The organism is Prevotella veroralis (assembly GCF_018127765.1).
In the GTDB taxonomy this organism is placed as follows: Bacteria; Bacteroidota; Bacteroidia; order Bacteroidales; family Bacteroidaceae; genus Prevotella; species Prevotella veroralis.
The window spans coordinates 1,499,071-1,516,003 of record NZ_CP072330.1 but is presented as its reverse complement, the minus strand read 5'-3'; the positions used below and the strand labels follow the sequence as shown (position 1 = coordinate 1,516,003).

16 protein-coding genes are annotated in these 16,933 nt (G+C 41.8%); 13 read left to right on the top strand and 3 right to left on the bottom strand.

Going from position 1 to position 16,933, the window contains the following annotated elements; genetic code table 11:
• Positions 1 to 17: 17 nt before the first annotated feature.
• The 6 genes from J5A55_RS06360 to J5A55_RS06335 all read left to right on the top strand — a co-directional run bounded on the left by J5A55_RS06360 (position 18) and on the right by J5A55_RS06335 (position 6,878).
• Positions 18 to 668 (top strand): ExbD/TolR family protein, encoded by a 651-nt coding sequence (locus J5A55_RS06360; protein ID WP_004383749.1) that lies wholly within the window; start codon positions 18 to 20, stop codon positions 666 to 668.
• 14 nt (positions 669 to 682) lie between these two features.
• Complete coding sequence (locus J5A55_RS06355) at positions 683 to 1,372, top strand: ExbD/TolR family protein (RefSeq protein WP_018910351.1); 690 nt, start codon at positions 683 to 685, stop codon at positions 1,370 to 1,372.
• 34 nt (positions 1,373 to 1,406) lie between these two features.
• Positions 1,407 to 2,291: an energy transducer TonB gene (locus J5A55_RS06350; RefSeq protein WP_004383751.1), complete on the top strand. Its 885-nt coding sequence runs from the start codon at positions 1,407 to 1,409 to the stop codon at positions 2,289 to 2,291.
• 12 nt (positions 2,292 to 2,303) lie between these two features.
• Positions 2,304 to 3,269, top strand: coding sequence for a PstS family phosphate ABC transporter substrate-binding protein (locus J5A55_RS06345; RefSeq protein ID WP_004383752.1), 966 nt, complete (start codon positions 2,304 to 2,306; stop codon positions 3,267 to 3,269).
• 218 nt (positions 3,270 to 3,487) lie between these two features.
• Positions 3,488 to 4,903 (top strand): tetratricopeptide repeat protein, encoded by a 1,416-nt coding sequence (locus tag J5A55_RS06340; protein ID WP_004383753.1) that lies wholly within the window; start codon positions 3,488 to 3,490, stop codon positions 4,901 to 4,903.
• Positions 4,904 to 5,606: 703 nt separating this feature from the next.
• Positions 5,607 to 6,878, top strand: a complete 1,272-nt coding sequence (locus J5A55_RS06335) for an MFS transporter (protein WP_004383756.1) — start codon at positions 5,607 to 5,609, stop codon at positions 6,876 to 6,878.
• Between the two features lie 14 nt (positions 6,879 to 6,892).
• Here J5A55_RS06335 and J5A55_RS06330 read toward each other — a convergent pair whose 3' ends face one another.
• The 3 genes from J5A55_RS06330 to mutY form a co-directional block, all read right to left on the bottom strand.
• Positions 6,893 to 7,225, bottom strand: coding sequence for a helix-turn-helix domain-containing protein (locus J5A55_RS06330; protein ID WP_004383757.1), 333 nt, complete (start codon positions 7,223 to 7,225; stop codon positions 6,893 to 6,895).
• A 1-nt stretch (position 7,226) separates the two neighbouring features.
• A complete protein-coding gene (locus tag J5A55_RS06325) occupies positions 7,227 to 7,571 on the bottom strand; it encodes a type II toxin-antitoxin system RelE/ParE family toxin (RefSeq protein WP_004383758.1) in 345 nt (114 codons plus the stop codon).
• A 687-nt stretch (positions 7,572 to 8,258) separates the two neighbouring features.
• Positions 8,259 to 9,290 (bottom strand): A/G-specific adenine glycosylase, encoded by a 1,032-nt coding sequence (mutY, locus tag J5A55_RS06320; protein WP_004383760.1) that lies wholly within the window; start codon positions 9,288 to 9,290, stop codon positions 8,259 to 8,261.
• Between the two features lie 121 nt (positions 9,291 to 9,411).
• On the opposite strand from mutY, the gene J5A55_RS06315 reads away from it, so the two are divergent.
• From J5A55_RS06315 to rodA, 7 genes are all read left to right on the top strand, one after another.
• Entirely contained in the window at positions 9,412 to 9,777 is a 366-nt protein-coding gene (locus J5A55_RS06315; protein ID WP_004383761.1) for a hypothetical protein, read from the top strand.
• 141 nt (positions 9,778 to 9,918) lie between these two features.
• Entirely contained in the window at positions 9,919 to 10,515 is a 597-nt protein-coding gene (locus J5A55_RS06310; RefSeq protein WP_004383762.1) for a purine biosynthesis protein PurH, read from the top strand.
• Between the two features lie 87 nt (positions 10,516 to 10,602).
• Positions 10,603 to 11,625: a rod shape-determining protein gene (locus J5A55_RS06305; protein WP_004360435.1), complete on the top strand. Its 1,023-nt coding sequence runs from the start codon at positions 10,603 to 10,605 to the stop codon at positions 11,623 to 11,625.
• A gap of 11 nt (positions 11,626 to 11,636) precedes the next feature.
• Positions 11,637 to 12,518, top strand: coding sequence for a rod shape-determining protein MreC (gene mreC / locus J5A55_RS06300; RefSeq protein WP_004383763.1), 882 nt, complete (start codon positions 11,637 to 11,639; stop codon positions 12,516 to 12,518).
• Between the two features lie 94 nt (positions 12,519 to 12,612).
• Entirely contained in the window at positions 12,613 to 13,113 is a 501-nt protein-coding gene (mreD, locus tag J5A55_RS06295; protein ID WP_004383764.1) for a rod shape-determining protein MreD, read from the top strand.
• A gap of 4 nt (positions 13,114 to 13,117) precedes the next feature.
• Entirely contained in the window at positions 13,118 to 15,415 is a 2,298-nt protein-coding gene (gene mrdA, locus J5A55_RS06290) for a penicillin-binding protein 2 (protein WP_004383765.1), read from the top strand.
• Positions 15,405 to 16,880 carry a rod shape-determining protein RodA gene (rodA, locus tag J5A55_RS06285; protein ID WP_004383766.1) on the top strand — a complete coding sequence of 492 codons (1,476 nt, stop codon included), beginning with the start codon at positions 15,405 to 15,407 and terminating at the stop codon, positions 16,878 to 16,880. Before mrdA ends, rodA begins: the two co-directional genes overlap by 11 nt.
• The last annotated feature ends 53 nt before the right edge of the window (positions 16,881 to 16,933 follow it).

Sequence of the window (16,933 nt, the reverse complement as noted above, 5' to 3'; positions counted from 1 at the left end):
TTTAAATATTTATCGCTATGGGTAAAGTAAAAATTAAGAAGAGTGACGTTTGGATCGACATGACGCCTATGTCAGACGTTATGACCCTGTTGCTTACCTTCTTTATGCTGACTTCTACATTCGTAAAGAATGAGCCAGTGAAGGTAAATACTCCGGGTTCTGTGTCTGAAATGAAGGTGCCAGAGAACGGCGTCCTTACAATCCTCGTTAGTCCTCAAAAAGGACCTAATGGTACACCAACTGGCGAAGGTCAGGTATTTATGAGCTACGATAATACAAACGAGCTTGGTCAGATTCTTGATCAGATGGCACCAGATTTAACTCCAAAATTGAAGAAGACCTTCATGGCAGAGTCTACATTTGGTACACCTCTAGATAAGTTGGCTGCATATCTTTCTAAGCCTGCAGCTGAGCGTAGCAAAGAACTCCCAAAGATGGGAATCCCTCTCGATAGTATCCAAGGACAGGAGATGACAGAGTTTCAGCAGTGGGTTAACGCAGCCCGCCAAGTAAATCCAAAGGTTAGACTTGCAATCAAGTCTGATGGTGATTCTCCTTATGGAACTGTTAAGAAAGTAATGAGCGAACTTCAGGATATGGATGAGAGCCATTACTACATGATCACACAGTTGGACGCTAAAAAGGCTGCTCAGGCAGCTAGTAAGTAAAGGAGGTCAAAGACATGGATATGATGGAAAAAGGAAAAAAAGGAGGCGGTAAGCAGAAGAAGATGACTGTACGCGTAGACTTTACGCCTATGGTAGATATGCTTATGTTGCTGATCACTTTCTTCATGCTTTGTACCTCACTTAGCAAGCCTTCAACTATGGAGTTGACTATGCCAAGTAATGATAAGACACCAAATGAGTCTATGAAGAATGAGGCCAAAGAGTCACACTCTATTACGATTTACATTGCCGATGGAGACAAACTCTTCTATGGTAATGGTAAACCAGAGTATGATAACGCAAATTGGCTACATGCTGCTGATTGGAGCAATACTCCTAAGGGCATCCGATATGTTCTTCAGCATAAGCAAGTTGGTGATCCTTCAACAGGTGAGGCTATTACACTGCCATACGAAGATATGAGTATTGCGGTAAAAGAGTTGAACCGTAAGAAGGCTGCGAACCCAGCTGCTTATCCAGACAGTGTTTATCAGTCGGAGATTGCTGCGATTAAGAGTGGTATGATTAATGGCAAGAAGGTGTCTACAATGACTGTCATTATTAAACCAACGGATCATGCTTCTTATCGTCACTTGGTAGATATCCTCGATGAAATGCAGATTTCATACATTGGAACTTACGTCATTGACAAGCTGACAGACCAAGACAAGTCACTATTGGCTAAGAAAGGGATTAAGGCTTAATCATTGATTCGTAAACAATTAAAGAAAGAAAACAATGGCAAAAATAGATCTATACGATCCTAAATGGGTCGACATGGTGTTCGCTGGTAAAAATAAGGAGTACGGTGCGTATAGGCTTCGTAAGTCCGTATCTCAGCGTAATATCAAAGCATTAGCTATTCTGCTTGTTGCTGCATTCCTCGGTGGTGGTTACTTAGCATACCAGATCAAGAAGCACAATGATGAATTAGCTGCTCAACAAGCATACGCAGCTAAGATGGAGTTGGCAGCTCTTGAAGCGGCAAAGAAAGAGCAAGCTGAACGTAAGAAGCAGCAGAAACAGCCAGAGCCTAAGAAGATTGAACCTGAAAAGGTCGTTCCAGAGACTCGTGCTACTGTTAAGTTTACAGCCCCTGTTATCAAGGATGATAAGGATGTGAAGGAAGAGATGCCACCTATGGTCAAGATGAATAAGGAGACCAAAGCTGTCGGTGTTGAGAATAAGGAAGGTACGGATAACCGTGCTGAAACTGCCGCTCGTACTACAGTTGCAACTCCTGAGCAGATTGTACCAAAGATTGAGAAACCTGTTGTTGAAGCTCCAAAACCAGAGCCGAAAGAAGAGGTTGAGAATAAGATCTTTACTGTGGCAGAGCAGATGCCTTCATTCAAGGGTAATGTTAACGCATGGTTGAGCTCTCACCTTCAGTACCCTGCGGTTGCTGCAGAGAATGGTATTCAAGGTCGTGTTATCGTTAAGTTCGTTGTAGGACGTGATGGTGGCGTTAGTCAAGCTCAAGTTGTTCGTGGCGTTGACCCATCACTCGATCGTGAGGCTCTTCGTGTTGTAAACAGCATGCCGAAGTGGAATCCAGGTATGAACAATGGTCAAGCAGCAAATGTTTGGTTCACTCTACCTATTACCTTCAAATTGCAGTAAAAGCAAATTTATATGAAAAGATCCAGATTCTACGTTATGGTAGGATTGATGCTTAGCCTTAGTTCTCTTTTGATCTCTTGTGGTCAGAAGAAAGCTAAGGACGGCAGAACAGATACACCGACGTCAGGGACGATTAAGTTCGCCTCTGACGAAAGTTTTAGTCCTATTATTGAGGAACTGCTACAAACTTACCAGTTCCGTTACCCACAAACCCACTTATTGCCAATCTATACTGACGATAACACGGGTATGAAGTTAATCCTCAATCAGAAGGTTAATCTCTTCTTCACTTCACATGCTTTGACGAAAGGAGAAGATGCTATTTTAAGAGGAAAAGGACCTATTCCAGAAGTATTCCCAATAGGCTATGATGGAATTGCTTTCATTGTTAATCGTGTGAACAACGATTCTTGTATGACGGTTAATGATGTGAAGAAGATTCTTAGTGGACAGATTGCAAATTGGAAGCAGTTGAATCCTAAGAATAATCAAGGCAACATTGAAGTTGTTTTTGATAATAAGGCTTCAGCCACATTACATTATGTAGTTGACTCCATTTTAGGTGGAAAGAACATCAAGAGTACGAACATTGTTGCTGCTAACAATAGTAAATCAGTTGTTGACTATGTTCACAAGACTCCCAACGCTATAGGTGTTATTGGTTCCAATTGGTTGAATGATCATCGTGACTCAACGAACACCACATTCAAAAAAGATATTACAGTGGTTGCTCTTTCAAAGGCTACCATTGCACAACCAGGTAATAGTTGGCAACCTTATCAAGCCTATCTTTTAGATGGTAGATACCCGTTTGTTAGAACGATTTATGCTATTGTTGCCGATCCTCATAAGGCTTTGCCTTGGGCATTTGCGAACTTCGTAACCAATCCTATTGGTCAGAAGATAATCTTCAAAGCAGGTTTACTTCCTTATCGAGGTCAGATTAATATTCGTGAAGTAGAAGTTAAGACAGAATAAGGAGTATAACTTATATAGTTAACGGGTGATAGTTTAAACAGTGGTTGATGATAAGTTGTAATTGTTAGTTGATTCGATTTTATTATTTATTTGAGTGTTATAATCTCTTATAAATGTTTATAATTGTCGACAACGAAGCAATTTCTCTTAAACCATAGCGTTTAACAAACATCTTAATGATAGTTTTCACTGGTATTAAACATTAAAAGAAGAGAATTATGAAAACAAAGAAATATTTAGTAGCTGGAGCTTTGATGTTGGCAATGTCAACTCCAGCAATGGCACAGGAGGTTAATTATGCAGAGGCTTTGAAGCCTATAGTTGCGGCTATTGAAGCAGCTCCAAACGATCCAAAGGCAGCAAAGGATCTCATCAAGGAATATCAGAAGAATTTCAAGAAGAATGAGGAAGCTTTGGTTGCTTTGGGTAATGTTTACCTATTACAGCATAATTACACACAGGCAGATGCAATTGCACAGAGTGTTATAAGCAATAAGAAGTTCAATGGTAGTCTAGCTTATGTACTTCTTGGCGACATCGCTGCAATCCAAGATTCTATTGGTAATGCAGGTGCTGCCGCAACGCAGTATCAGACTGCAATCAGCCTCGACCCACAGAATGTAACAGCCTATGAGCGTTATGCTAAGGTATATCGTCATGTAAATTCAAAGGTTGCAGTTGCTAAGTTAGAGGAACTTCGTAAAGTTAAGCCAGACTATCCAGTAGAAGCCACAGCTGCAGAGATCATGCTGAGCGATGGTAAGTATTCCGAAGCTTTGAAGTGGTATGATAAGGGCAATCCTGCTAATATGTCAGAGGATAACTTCTATAACTACGGCTTTGCTGCTTACATCACAAAGGATTATAACAAGGCTTTGAATGTAGCAAAGCAAGGTCTTGAGAAGTTTCCTGGTAGTGAGTATCTCAGCCGTATCGCTATGATGGCAGCTGTTGAGTTAAAGGATTATCCACAGGCAGTTAACTTCGCAAATGTAGTGTTTGCAGGTAAGGGTAAGAAGGTGTCAAACGACTATGATATGTATGCAAAGGCTCTCTGCGGTAACAAACAGTATGATGAAGCAATTACCGCAGTCAACAAAGCCCTTGAGCTTGATGCCAATAACCTCGAACCAATGAAGACTCTTGCTGCAATCTATGTTGCACAGGGCAATGAAGATAAGGCTCTTGAAGTACAGCAGGATTATCTCTCAAAGAGTAAGAAAGCAACTAATAACGATTGGGCAACACTTGCAAATACATACGTAACAAAGGCAGAAGGCATTACAGATCGTGCTGCGAAGAATGCCGTACTTGCTAAAGCCTTTGATGTATATGAGCAGATGGTCACAAAGTTCCCATCAATCTCTGACTGGGTATGGTTGAATCAAGCCAATGTAGCTCAGCTTATGAACGACCCTGACAAGGTTGCTGAAATCTATCAGAAGGTAGCAGCTTTCGAGGAGGCAAAGCCTAATCTTGATGAGGATAGCAAGAGTTATTTGGAAGGAGCTTACTATGGTTTAGGTTTCTACAACTCAAAGAAAGGTAACAAGGCTGTAGCTGAAGAGTACTTCCAGAAGGTACTCAAAGTTAATCCAAACAATGAGAATGCAAAGAAAGCTTTAGGTATGTAATATCTGAAACAATCAATATCTGCGAGGGTGATAGTCGTTAAGACCGTCGCCCTTTTTACTTCTTTCTTTTGCAGTGAGCTGTTGCATGTAGCCGTAAATAGCCTATATGTAAAGTTATTGCATCATAGTTTCTTTGATTCCTTGAGCTTATTTATGTAACACAAAACCCCTAATTTAGTTTTAATTATAGTTGCTGTCATTTTTAACATTTATACTAATACGTTCTTTATCAGAGGATTAAGAGTACAAAAAGGATGATAGAAATGACAGCAAAAACATTTTTGCTCTTTATTAGTCTGACTTTGTCTCATGTAGTTGTATTCTGTTCCTATTGTCTTTCCTATCATTAATTCCATTTCTGATTACCTATGATATACCTATTACTTTTACCTTTTGTTCGTAATAAAAAGGTTCTTTTTAACTTACTGATTATCATTGCTTAAGTTTGATAAAGAATTGTCTTATAAGAGAATTTGAAGTTACTTAGTGCAAAATTTGATGTTCCTCGATATTATACAGGAGTCTTACCTCGTGAGAGACAACCTTTATATAACGAAAATATAGAGCGAGATATATTTCAAAATGAGCGCTTGCAACAATATTCACAACATATTTACAAAAGAGTATCATAGTGTATTCTCATTAATTTTGTGTATCTTTGTGCTCGTTAGCAGATAATTACACATAAAAGATAATACGCACATTGAAAGCTGAAAGAAAGATAAGCCCATGGGCATGGATCCCTTCGCTCTATTTTGCGGAAGGGCTTCCTTATATAGCCGTAACCGTTTTATCCATTCAAGTCTATATGCAGTTAGGCTTGTCAGATGCCGAAGTAACGTTTTATACTTCATGGTTATATCTTCCTTGGGTAATCAAACCTTTGTGGAGTCCTTTCCTTGATTTGGTTAAGACGAAACGCTGGTGGATTGTCGTTATGCAGCTATTCCTCGGTGCTGCCTTTGCGGGTGTCGCCTTCACGGTGAACACTTCTTTTTGGCTACAAGGCTCTATCTGTTTCTTTTGGCTACTTTCTTTCAGTAGTGCTACACATGATGTTGCGGCCGATGGGTTCTATATGATGGGACTTAATCAGCATGATCAGGCCTTCTTTGTGGGTATTCGTTCAACGTTCTATCGCATTTCGATGGTTGTTGGTAAGGGCGGATTGATTGCCTTGGCAGGTCTTTTACATAAGATAGTGGGCATCCAACTTTCATGGGCATTGGTCTTTTATGGTCTGATGGCATTGTTCATAGGTCTTTCTTTGTATCATCGTTTCATTTTACCGAAGCCTTCAGAAGATACTGATAAGGTCAGTGTGTCTAAATCTCAACTCTTGTTAGACTTCTGCCAAACCTTTGTCTCCTTCTTAAAAAAGGATCAATCGTTAATAACAATAGTTTTCCTACTCCTTTTTCGACTGCCCGAAGCACTGATAACTCCAGTCTCTCAGCTCTTCCTGCAAGCACCTATAGCAAAAGGAGGATTGGCTCTTTCCGAGATAGAATATGGTACCGTTAATGGTGTCGTGGGCGTTTTAGGACTTCTTTTAGGTGGCATTATCGGTGGAATGATGATTAGTCGTGATGGCTTGAAACGCTGGCTATGGCCAATGACGGCAGCTATCACCTTGCCCAACATTGCTTATGTCTATCTTGCCTATATGCTTCCCGATAGTGTGATAGCCATTAGTATTGCCGTATTTATTGAGAACTTCGGTTACGGCTTCGGCTTTAGTGCCTACATGCTGTTTATGATTTATTTCAGTCAAGGCGAACACAAGACCAGCCATTACGCTTTGTGTACTGGCTTCATGGCACTTTCCATGATGATACCAGGACTGTTTGCAGGAGCCTTAGCAGAAGCTGTTGGCTACCGTTGGTTCTTTGTTATAGTGATGATCGTATGCGTATTTCCTTTCCTTGTTGCCCATCAACTGCGCATTGAAGGGAACTTTGGAAAGGAAGAGTAGGGGGTAATCGGATGTTACCATAAGGCTATCTTTCCAGCAATACCTAAGTCCAGTGTTGCTGTGCCAATGCCTAATGCCTGAAAAACTCGGCTCATAATAGGGAGTGTAATCACACTTCTACCACTTTCCAATCTACATATCTGTGCTCGTTGAACGCCTATCTTCTTACCTAATTCATCCTGTGTGAGGTTTTGAGATAGGCGTGCTTTGCGAATAGCCTCACCGATGTAGTATGAATTAACTTCGTCATTTATTTGTTTCTCCATAACGTCACGTTTGGTTGTACCTTTCTCTCCCCACACCTCGTCCACAATAGTTGATAGTGGTGTTAAATGCATCTTTTCCATATTATCTTTCTTTTTGTTTGAAATACTCTTGTTTGATTATCTCTGCCTTTGAAATCTCTTTCTTTGGGGTCTTCTGAGTCTTTTTAATAATGCCATGAGTCGCTATTATCAATGTCTCCGTATCTGTATCCCAGAACGAGAAGAGCCGATAACAATTACCATTGAAAAGTGTTCTGAACTCCCAAATCTCAGTTCCCTCTAATTTTTTGAAGAGTTCTTTACTTATAAGCCCTTGCTGTATTTTAAGGAAATTATAGGTAATTTTCTCCTGTACTTTCTGTGGTAAAGAACGGACGAAAGCTACAGCCTCATCCATCATTACGACTTTTATTTCATGCTCTATCATACATTATTAGTTTAATGATACAAAGATAGACATTTGTTTCCTAATTAAGAAACATATTGCATACAATTCTTTCGATAAGTGGGATCAGATATGCTCTCTTCTAATAGGACGTAGGTAGTATAAGAATCAAATGATATTTAAATATGCAACTAATGTTCTCTAAATAAGACGTCTACCATCAATATCCTTGGTATAATTTCTCTTTTGTATTTGAGTTTATATATTCCAACAAAACAAGCAGACGCCCTTCTTGCTATGAAGAAAGCCTCTCTTCACATCAAAGAAATGCCCTTTTCAAATTGAGGAAAGCCTCTCCTCTTTTTCGTCTCTTTGTCTGTTGCTAACGAGGCAATTCCTTGTTACACTCTCACACAGACCTTCTTCCTTTTTCTTTCATGCCTTCTTAGGTGCTTTGCGTGTTTCGGCTATGTAGTGTTTGATCCCCTTTTGGCGGACAGACGCCCTCGTCTGTCCCTACTTTTGGCACTATTTTAGACAGAAGTAATCACAATTTTGAATCTTGAATTATGAATTCTAAATTACCAGACGATGGCGTCTGTCCCTACTTTTGGCACTATTTTAGACAGAAGTAATCACAATTTTGAATCTTGAGTTATGAATTCTAAATTACCAGACGATGGGTTCTGTCCCTACTTTATGTTTCATTTCGAATGGTACGAATCGATGTTAAAGATTGGAGCCTAACATTAAGTTGCTCTTTCTTAATCTATCCAACAGAATCTCCATCAGTCTTGGAAGTGCGTAATCAGCAATCTTTTCTGTAGGAATCCATATAAAGTCAGCAGATAGGATAGGGCGTTGCTGTGGTGCCCAATAGTAGAGATTGGCGAAAAGAAGTTGGTGTGTAAGAACATGCTTTACGTCTTTACAAACTTCTATAGCCTCCCTTTTCCATTCCTCTCCATCCTCTTTCGATAGATGTTCAAGCTGTGGTAACTCCCAAAGACCTTGCCATATATCCCCTGCGCCACGCTGATGTAAGACTATTTCATCGTTATATTGAATATAAATATACGTCAAGTGACGCTCCTGCTGATGAATCTTCTTACTTTTAACGGGTAGTTGATTAATACGCTGCTCACGAAAGGCAACGCAGGACTCACATAAGGGGCAAATGTCGCAATGAGGGGAAGTTGGTGTACATTGAATTGCTCCAAAGTCCATGATCGCTTGGTTATATCGCGCTGAATCATGCGTTGGCAAGAGTGTTTGTGATAGACTTTGAAACTCCTTCTTACCCGATGTCGTGTCTATTGGTGTATCGATACCTTTATAGCGAGAAAGCACCCGATAGACATTACCGTCAACGACTGCTATCTTCTCATCAAAGGCAAAGGAAGCAATGGCAGCAGCGGTATATTCACCAACACCTTTCAGTTTCTTCAATTCCTTTGCTGTGTGGGGAAAGCCTTTCAGTTCCACTACCTGCTGTGCTGCCTTGTGTAGATTCCTTGCCCGAGAATAGTAACCTAGTCCCTGCCAAGCCTTCAATACTTCATCTTCTGATGCATTAGCTAAGTCGTAGACTGTAGGCCATTGCCGCATGAAATGTTGCCAATAAGACATGCCTTGAACTATTCGTGTCTGTTGTAGAATAACCTCACTAAGCCATATCGCATAGGCGTCTTTCGTTTCACGCCAAGGCAGTGGACGCTCGTTATTATCGTACCAAAGAAGTAGTGTTGATGCAAAATTCATGGAACAAAGGTAGTTAAAAAGTAGAAAAAGAATGAAAACTATCCGTGTCATTTGTTGTTATCTTCATTATTATTTTCTACTTTTGTCCCAATCAAGTAATGACAAATTAGGAGTTATAAAGATGAAACGTAATATTAAAAACATGCTTATGGGCGTTGCACTTATAGCCACGACCCTGTCCGTTAGCTCATGTTCTACACGTGAGTCGGCTATCAATGACTTACAGAACTTCTCGTATGAATTGCGCGATAACAGCCAATACTATACGGTAAAGAAATGGAAGAAAGCTGTTAACAAGTTCGGTAAGATTCGTCGCAGGATAGCTCGTCATGACTATACAGTAGCTGAACGCCAGCGCATTGGAAAGCTCGAAGGGGATTGTGCTCGTTATATGGCGAAAGGTGCGAAAGACGGCGTTTTGGATCAGATATTAGGGATTGGTAGTGAGATTCAAGGTATTTTGGATGCCATCGGAATCAAACGTTAGAGGCAGATAAAAGCGACAGACTATCAGCTAATTTGATATTACACAATTAGTTGATAGGTTTTAGTTTTTTTTGAGATAAAATGTTGCTTAGTCGCTTATAACTTAGTAACTTTGCAATTCAAATCCATAAAATGTTTTACAATGGCTGGTACAAAACAAATAAAGACTGCGCTTATCTCAGTCTTTCATAAGGATGGGCTTGATGATTTACTCAAGAAGTTACACGCCGAAGGGGTTAAGTTTTTAAGCACTGGAGGTACGCAAGAATTTATAGAGTCATTAGGTTATGACTGTCAGAAAGTAGAGGAAGTAACCTCTTACCCATCCATACTTGGAGGTCGAGTAAAGACGTTACATCCGAAGATTTTCGGCGGTATCTTGGCACGTCGTGATAATGAGAGCGACCAGAAGCAGATGGCTGAATATGATATTCCAGCAATTGACTTAGTTATTGTAGACTTGTATCCTTTTGAGCAAACAGTCGCTAGTGGGGCTAGCTCTGAGGATATTATAGAGAAGATAGACATCGGTGGCATCTCTTTGATTCGTGCTGGTGCAAAGAACTTCAAAGATGTAGTCATCATTCCAAGTAAGGCCGAATACCCTGTGTTGTTACAGATACTCAATACAAAAGGTGCACAAACAGATGTTGAAGACAGGAAGATGTTTGCAGAGCGTGCCTTTGGTGTTAGTAGCCATTACGATACGGCTATTCACTCTTGGTTCGTAGCCGAGTAAACATATAAAACTTGCCTTTTAAAGGAAGAACTTATTGACAAGGAGTAACTCTCTAAATAGAAATATACACTTACAAAACATACATTAATGGGATTATTTTCATTTATCCAGGAGATTGCTATGGACCTGGGAACGGCAAACACAATCATTATCAGTGATGACAAGATTGTGGTAGATGAGCCTTCAGTCGTAGCTTTGGATCGTCGTACAGATAAGATGATTGCGGTTGGTGGAGACGCAAAGATGATGTACGAGAAAGAGCACCCTAACATCCGTACTATTCGTCCTCTACGTGATGGAGTTATCGCTGATTTCACAGCTTGTGAGCAGATGATGCGAGGCTTGATAAAGATGGTTCATAGTGGTAACCGATTCTTTTCTCCATCATTGCGAATGGTGATTGGCGTTCCATCTGGGTCTACTGAGGTTGAGTTGCGTGCTGTTCGTGACTCTGCAGAACATGCAGATGGACGTGATGTTTATCTAATCTTTGAACCAATGGCTGCCGCTCTTGGTATGGGATTAGATGTAGAAGCTCCAGAAGGAAACATGATAGTTGATATCGGTGGTGGTAGTACTGAAATTGCCGTTATATCGTTGGGTGGTATCGTTTGTAATAACTCTATCCGCGTTGCTGGCGATGACCTCACTGCTGATATACAGGAATATATGAGTCGTCAACATAATGTGAAGGTCAGTGAACGTATGGCAGAACGTATCAAACTTCATGTTGGTTCAGCTCTTACAGATTTAGGAGATGAGGCTCCAGAGGACTATATTGTTCATGGTCCTAACCGTATTACAGCTCTCCCGATGGAGGTTCCTGTATGCTATCAAGAGATTGCACACTGCCTCGATAAGACTGTTGCTAAGATAGAGAATGCTGTTCTTTCTGCATTAGAGAATACACCACCAGAGCTTTACGCAGACATTGTTAAGAATGGTATCTACCTCAGTGGTGGTGGTGCATTACTACGTGGTATCGATAAGCGACTTACTGATAAGATTAACATTCCATTCCATATTGCCGAAGACCCATTGCACAGTGTTGCTAAGGGAGCAGGCATTGCATTGAAGAACGTAGACCGTTTCTCGTTCTTAATGAGATAACAACTAGGTTCATGCACAATCTGACAGAGTTCCTTGCTAGGTACAAGCATTGGTTCTTGTTTGTTGCCCTGGAAGTCTTGAGTATGGTTCTTTTGTTCCGATTCAATGACTATCAGGGCAGTGTGTGGTTCACATCTGCTAACTATGTCGCTGGTTTGGCGTATGAGGCGAGTTCGAAAGTTACGTCCTATCTTACTATGGGGGAGGTGAATGAGAAACTAACTAAACGCAACTTAGAGTTAGAACATCAAGTACGCGAACTATCCTCTCAACTATATGATAAGACGAAGGATTCAACTTTCTTACGTGGTCAGTATCGCTTTCTTTCGAAGTTCCGTCTGATACAGGCAAAGGTTGTTTCCAATAGTCTGGATAGACCAGATAACTTTATAACGATTAATAAAGGAACATGGGATGGCGTTAGAAAGGATATGGGTGTAGCCTGTGGCAATGGCGTTGTGGGTATTGTCTATATGGCTGGTATTCACTATGCTGTGGTAATTCCAGTGCTTAACTCAAAGTCGAATATCAGTTGTTCTATTCAAGGAAGAGACTACTTTGGCTATCTTCATTGGAATGGTGGCGCAACAGATATGGCTTATCTTGATGATGTCCCACGCCATGCTAAGTTTAAGTTAGGCGATCGCATAGTTACAAGTGGATACTCTTCTGTGTTCCCCGCAGGCGTGTTAGTAGGTAAGATAAAGCATGTCTATAATTCAGAGGATGGACTTTCTTATCGTCTAGCCATTGAACTATCGACCGACTTCGGCAACCTTCGTGATGTCTGTGTCATTGATGATGCCTCTATTAGAGAGCAGCGTCAGGTGATCAAGGCAGCGCAAGATTCTATTAAGCCGATAGAGCAGCAGAATGCGAACCAAGGCGAGTAAGGAATAGAGACGAGTTTTTATTTGGTGTAAATCAGAGCTTCCTTGTGGGCAAGAACCAATCTGGCAGTTCTTTTATATAATAAGGTAAGAGAGAATGAATGTAGATTTCCTAAAACGTTTATTATGGTTTGTAGTCCTGATATTGGCGCAGGTGTTTGTCCTTAATCACATCCATCTGTTTGCTGTTGCTACGCCTTTATTGTATGTTTACTTCATTCTCTTGTTCCCACGTAACTATCCCCAATGGGCTATATTGTTGTGGGGTTTCTTGATGGGACTTATCATTGACACCTTCTCCAATACGCCTGGTGTAGCCTCGGGATCCCTTACTTTCATTGCAGCTTTACAACCCTTTATCCTTCAACCATTCATTCCTCGGGACAGCAGTGACGACTTCCAGCCAGGAATGGATACTTTAGGAGTACCACAATACACGTGGTATGCAGCTATTCTGACGCTTATCTATAATGTAGTATTCTTCTCTTTAGAGATGTTCAGCTTCTTTAATGTGTTAGAGTGGCTCGAGTGTATTGGTGGCAGTTCATTGCTTACATTGATTCTGATCCTTGTTATTGAGAATGTAAGGAGGCGTTAGAAGGATGAAGAATTACGATCTTGAGAAGCGTCGATTAGTGCTTAGTGCAGTTGCAATAGGCATTGTTGTTATTTATATTCTCCGACTTTTTGCTCTTCAGATAGCGAGTGACGACTATAGAAAGAGTGCTGACTCAAATGCTTTCCTAAAGAAGATTGAGTTCCCATCACGTGGTACTATCACCGATAGGAATGGTAAGCTGTTGGTGTATAACCAGCCCGCTTATGACATTATGGTGGTTACTAACGAGATGGCAGGTCATCTTGATACACTCGACTTCTGTAATGCTTTAGGTATAACGAAAGCCGACTTCCTAAAGCGCCTACGTGATATTAAAGATAGAAACAAGAACCCCGGCTATTCCAGATTCACCCAACAACTCTTCATGAGCCAGCTGAGTGACAAGGAATTTAGTGCTTTCCAAGAGAAGCTCTATCGCTTCCCTGGCTTCTACATACAGAAGCGCAGCGTTCGACAATACCAACGACCAATAGCTGCACATGTGCTTGGTGACGTTGCTGAAGTTAGTCAGAGTGACATCGAGGATGACGATTATTACCAGCCCGGCGATTATATAGGTAAGATGGGTGTTGAGCGTGAGTACGAGCAGGATCTACGTGGTCGTAAAGGCGTACAGATACTCTTGCGCGATGCTCATGGACGAATACAAGGACGCTACAAGAATGGTGAATACGACCAGAGACCACAACCCGGTCGTGACCTTCAGTTAGGTCTTGATGCAGACTTACAAGCCTTAGGTGAACGCTTGATGGAGGGTAAACTCGGTGCTATCGTAGCGATAGAACCTAAGACAGGTCAGGTGCTTGCCATGGTTTCTTCACCAACCTTTGATCCTCGCATGATGATTGGTAAGTTACGTGGTAAGTATCAGCGCGATTTGACATTAGACCCCGCTAAGCCTTTACTTAATCGTGCTATCATGGGGCAATACCCACCAGGTTCAACCTTCAAGACTAGTCAGGCGGTTACTTACTACACAGAGGGAATCATCAACGATTCGACCCGTTACGTTTGTAACCATGGTTTTAACTTCAAGGGCTTACATGTAGGCTGTCACTCACATGCGTCTCCTTTAGCTCTCGTCCCAGCTATTAGTACATCCTGCAATGGCTACTTCTGTTGGGGACTTTATCACATGTTATCCAATAGAAAGAAGTATAAAACACTCGATGAAGCCATGACCGTATGGCGAAACTACATGGTTTCCATGGGCTTCGGGTATAAGTTGGGCATTGATCTACCTGGTGAGAAGCGTGGTATGATACCGAATGCGCAGTTCTATGATCATGCCTTCAAGGCATGGAATCCACTATCTGTTATATCCATCTCTATCGGTCAGGGCGAGGTCAATCTGACGCCATTACAGATAGCAAACCTCGGTGCAACGATAGCCAATCGAGGCTATTATATCACGCCACACATCGTTCGTCATATCGAAGGAAAGAAACTTGATAAGAAGTATTTGGAGCACCATCGCACGAAGGGAAGCGTCAGATCTTATCAAGAAGTCATAGCTGGTATGATGTCATCAGTACGTGGTGGTACCTGTGCACATGCCGTTCACCCCGGCTACTCATTAGCTGGTAAGACGGGTACGGCGCAGAATCGCGGTAGAGACCACTCTGTCTTTATGGGCTTTGCACCTGTTGATACGCCAAAGATAGCCATTGCTGTCTATGTAGAGAATGGTGGTTTTGGTGCCGACTATGGTGTTCCTATCGGTTCATTAATGATAGAGCAATATATTAATGGTAAGTTAACTCCAGGTGACGTAGCTAGAGCTGATGCCCTTCAGAAGCGTCACATTTCTTACCCCTTCAAGCGTCCATTGACGCATGCGGACTCTCTTCGCCTCGATTCCATCAAACGCGTCAATCAGATAAAGGACTCTTTAAAGATGGTAAACCAGAAGCAGGAGGCGGCAGAAGCAGCTAAACTCAAGGAAGCCCAACAGCAGAAAGAGGCAGAAGAAAAGGAGAGGAAGAAGCAACCACAGAATGATCCAGCTATCAAGGTGGAGCCTGAAGAGTTGGTAAAGACCGAGGAGAAGGGTAAAGACAAGGATAAGGATAAGCCCGAAAAGGACAAGGAGAGATCTCGAGAAAAGGAACGCGACAAGTCCAAAAAGCCCAAGGAAGTGCGCAAAGAGAGTAAAGATAATCATAAAGACAAGCAACAGAAGAGTAAAGACAATAAGGCGAAAGACAAGCCAAAGGACAAGTCGAAGGAGCAACCCAAGACTAAATCGAAAAGCAAGGAGAATGTAAATCGTGGTAAGTAATTATTCAACAGATAGGCAACCGGGCGTTCTTCGTTCACTGGACTGGTGGACAATCGCTATCTATATCGCATTGCTTAGCTTCGGATGGGTGAGTGTTTGTGGTGCTAGTTATACTTATGGAGACACCGAGATATTCTCTCTTGCCAGTCGGTCAGGTATGCAGATCGTATGGATTGGTACTTCCATCTGTTTGGGGTTCGTACTCCTAATGCTGGATGACCGCTTCTATGATACCTTTGCATACGTCATCTACGGACTCTTGGTACTGCTACTCTTTGCCACAATCTTTAATCCGCACTCCATTAAGGGATCGCGGTCATGGATTGTCATGGGACCTTTGCGACTGCAACCGGCCGAGTTTGCGAAGTTTGCCACAGCCTTAGCAATAGCCAAGTTCATGTCCGCTTACGGCTTTACTATCCATAACTGGAAACACTTTGCAGGTGCTTGTGGCATTATCTTTTTGCCTATGTTGTGCATTGTAGGGCAACGTGAGACAGGTTCCGCACTTGTTTATCTGTCCTTCTTCCTCATGTTGTATCGTGAAGGAATGCCTGGTTCGTTTCTCTTCATGGGCTTAGCAATGGTGATATACTTCGTCGTTGGTATTAAATATGAGGAGGTTTTCTTATGGGATACACCAACGTCCGTAGGTAAGTTTGTCGTATTGTTGCTGGTTCAAATATTCTCTTCAATGATGGTATGGGTGTATGTTAATGACAAGCGGAAGACTCGCTTGTTACTCACCTACGTCTTCGGAATAACGGGACTGGCTCTTCTTTTCTCCGAGTTTGTTATTCCTTTCGATATTGTTTGGGTACAATTAATTCTGTCGGCATGCGTGATAGGTTATCTGATATATAACGGTATGAACACACGCTTTGCCCATTACTTCTATATAGCCTTGTTTGCTCTGGGGTCAATCGCCTTTTTCTATTCAGCTGATTACGTGCTGAACGATGTGATGCAACCCCACCAACGTGTGCGTATCAACGTTCTTTTGGGTTTAGATGAGGACTTGGCAGGTGCTGGATACAATGTTCATCAAAGTGAGATAGCCATTGGTTCAGGTGGACTACAGGGTAAAGGCTTCCTAAATGGTACTCAAACGAAGTTGAAGTTCGTACCGGAACAAGACACAGACTTCATCTTCTGCACCGTAGGAGAGGAGGAGGGCTTCCTCGGTTCAGCATCTGTTCTGGTGTTATTCCTATGCCTTATCCTTCGACTAATGTACTTAGCGGATCGCCAACCATTTAAGTTTGGACGTGTATATGGCTATTGTGTCGCGGGAATCTTCCTCTTCCACTTGTTCATTAACATAGGGATGGTACTCGGATTAACGCCCGTTATCGGTATTCCTCTGCCTTTCTTCAGTTATGGCGGTTCGTCACTATGGGGCTTCACATTACTTCTTTTCATCTTCCTTCGTATAGATGCTGGACGTAACTTGATACGTCAGTAAGTGGGAGAAAAAGCCTCACCCCCGCCCCCTCTCCGAATGGAGAGGGGAGTAAA

Coding starts and splice junctions, on each gene's coding strand:
- J5A55_RS06360 (WP_004383749.1), top strand. CDS start 18: ATGGGTAAAGTAAAAATTAAGAAGAGTGACGTTTGGATCGACATGACG.
- J5A55_RS06355 (WP_018910351.1), top strand. CDS start 683: ATGGATATGATGGAAAAAGGAAAAAAAGGAGGCGGTAAGCAGAAGAAG.
- J5A55_RS06350 (WP_004383751.1), top strand. CDS start 1,407: ATGGCAAAAATAGATCTATACGATCCTAAATGGGTCGACATGGTGTTC.
- J5A55_RS06345 (WP_004383752.1), top strand. CDS start 2,304: ATGAAAAGATCCAGATTCTACGTTATGGTAGGATTGATGCTTAGCCTT.
- J5A55_RS06340 (WP_004383753.1), top strand. CDS start 3,488: ATGAAAACAAAGAAATATTTAGTAGCTGGAGCTTTGATGTTGGCAATG.
- J5A55_RS06330 (WP_004383757.1), bottom strand. CDS start 7,225: ATGGAAAAGATGCATTTAACACCACTATCAACTATTGTGGACGAGGTG.
- J5A55_RS06325 (WP_004383758.1), bottom strand. CDS start 7,571: ATGATAGAGCATGAAATAAAAGTCGTAATGATGGATGAGGCTGTAGCT.
- mutY (WP_004383760.1), bottom strand. CDS start 9,290: ATGAATTTTGCATCAACACTACTTCTTTGGTACGATAATAACGAGCGT.
- J5A55_RS06315 (WP_004383761.1), top strand. CDS start 9,412: ATGAAACGTAATATTAAAAACATGCTTATGGGCGTTGCACTTATAGCC.
- J5A55_RS06310 (WP_004383762.1), top strand. CDS start 9,919: ATGGCTGGTACAAAACAAATAAAGACTGCGCTTATCTCAGTCTTTCAT.
- J5A55_RS06305 (WP_004360435.1), top strand. CDS start 10,603: ATGGGATTATTTTCATTTATCCAGGAGATTGCTATGGACCTGGGAACG.
- mreC (WP_004383763.1), top strand. CDS start 11,637: ATGCACAATCTGACAGAGTTCCTTGCTAGGTACAAGCATTGGTTCTTG.
- mreD (WP_004383764.1), top strand. CDS start 12,613: ATGAATGTAGATTTCCTAAAACGTTTATTATGGTTTGTAGTCCTGATA.
- mrdA (WP_004383765.1), top strand. CDS start 13,118: ATGAAGAATTACGATCTTGAGAAGCGTCGATTAGTGCTTAGTGCAGTT.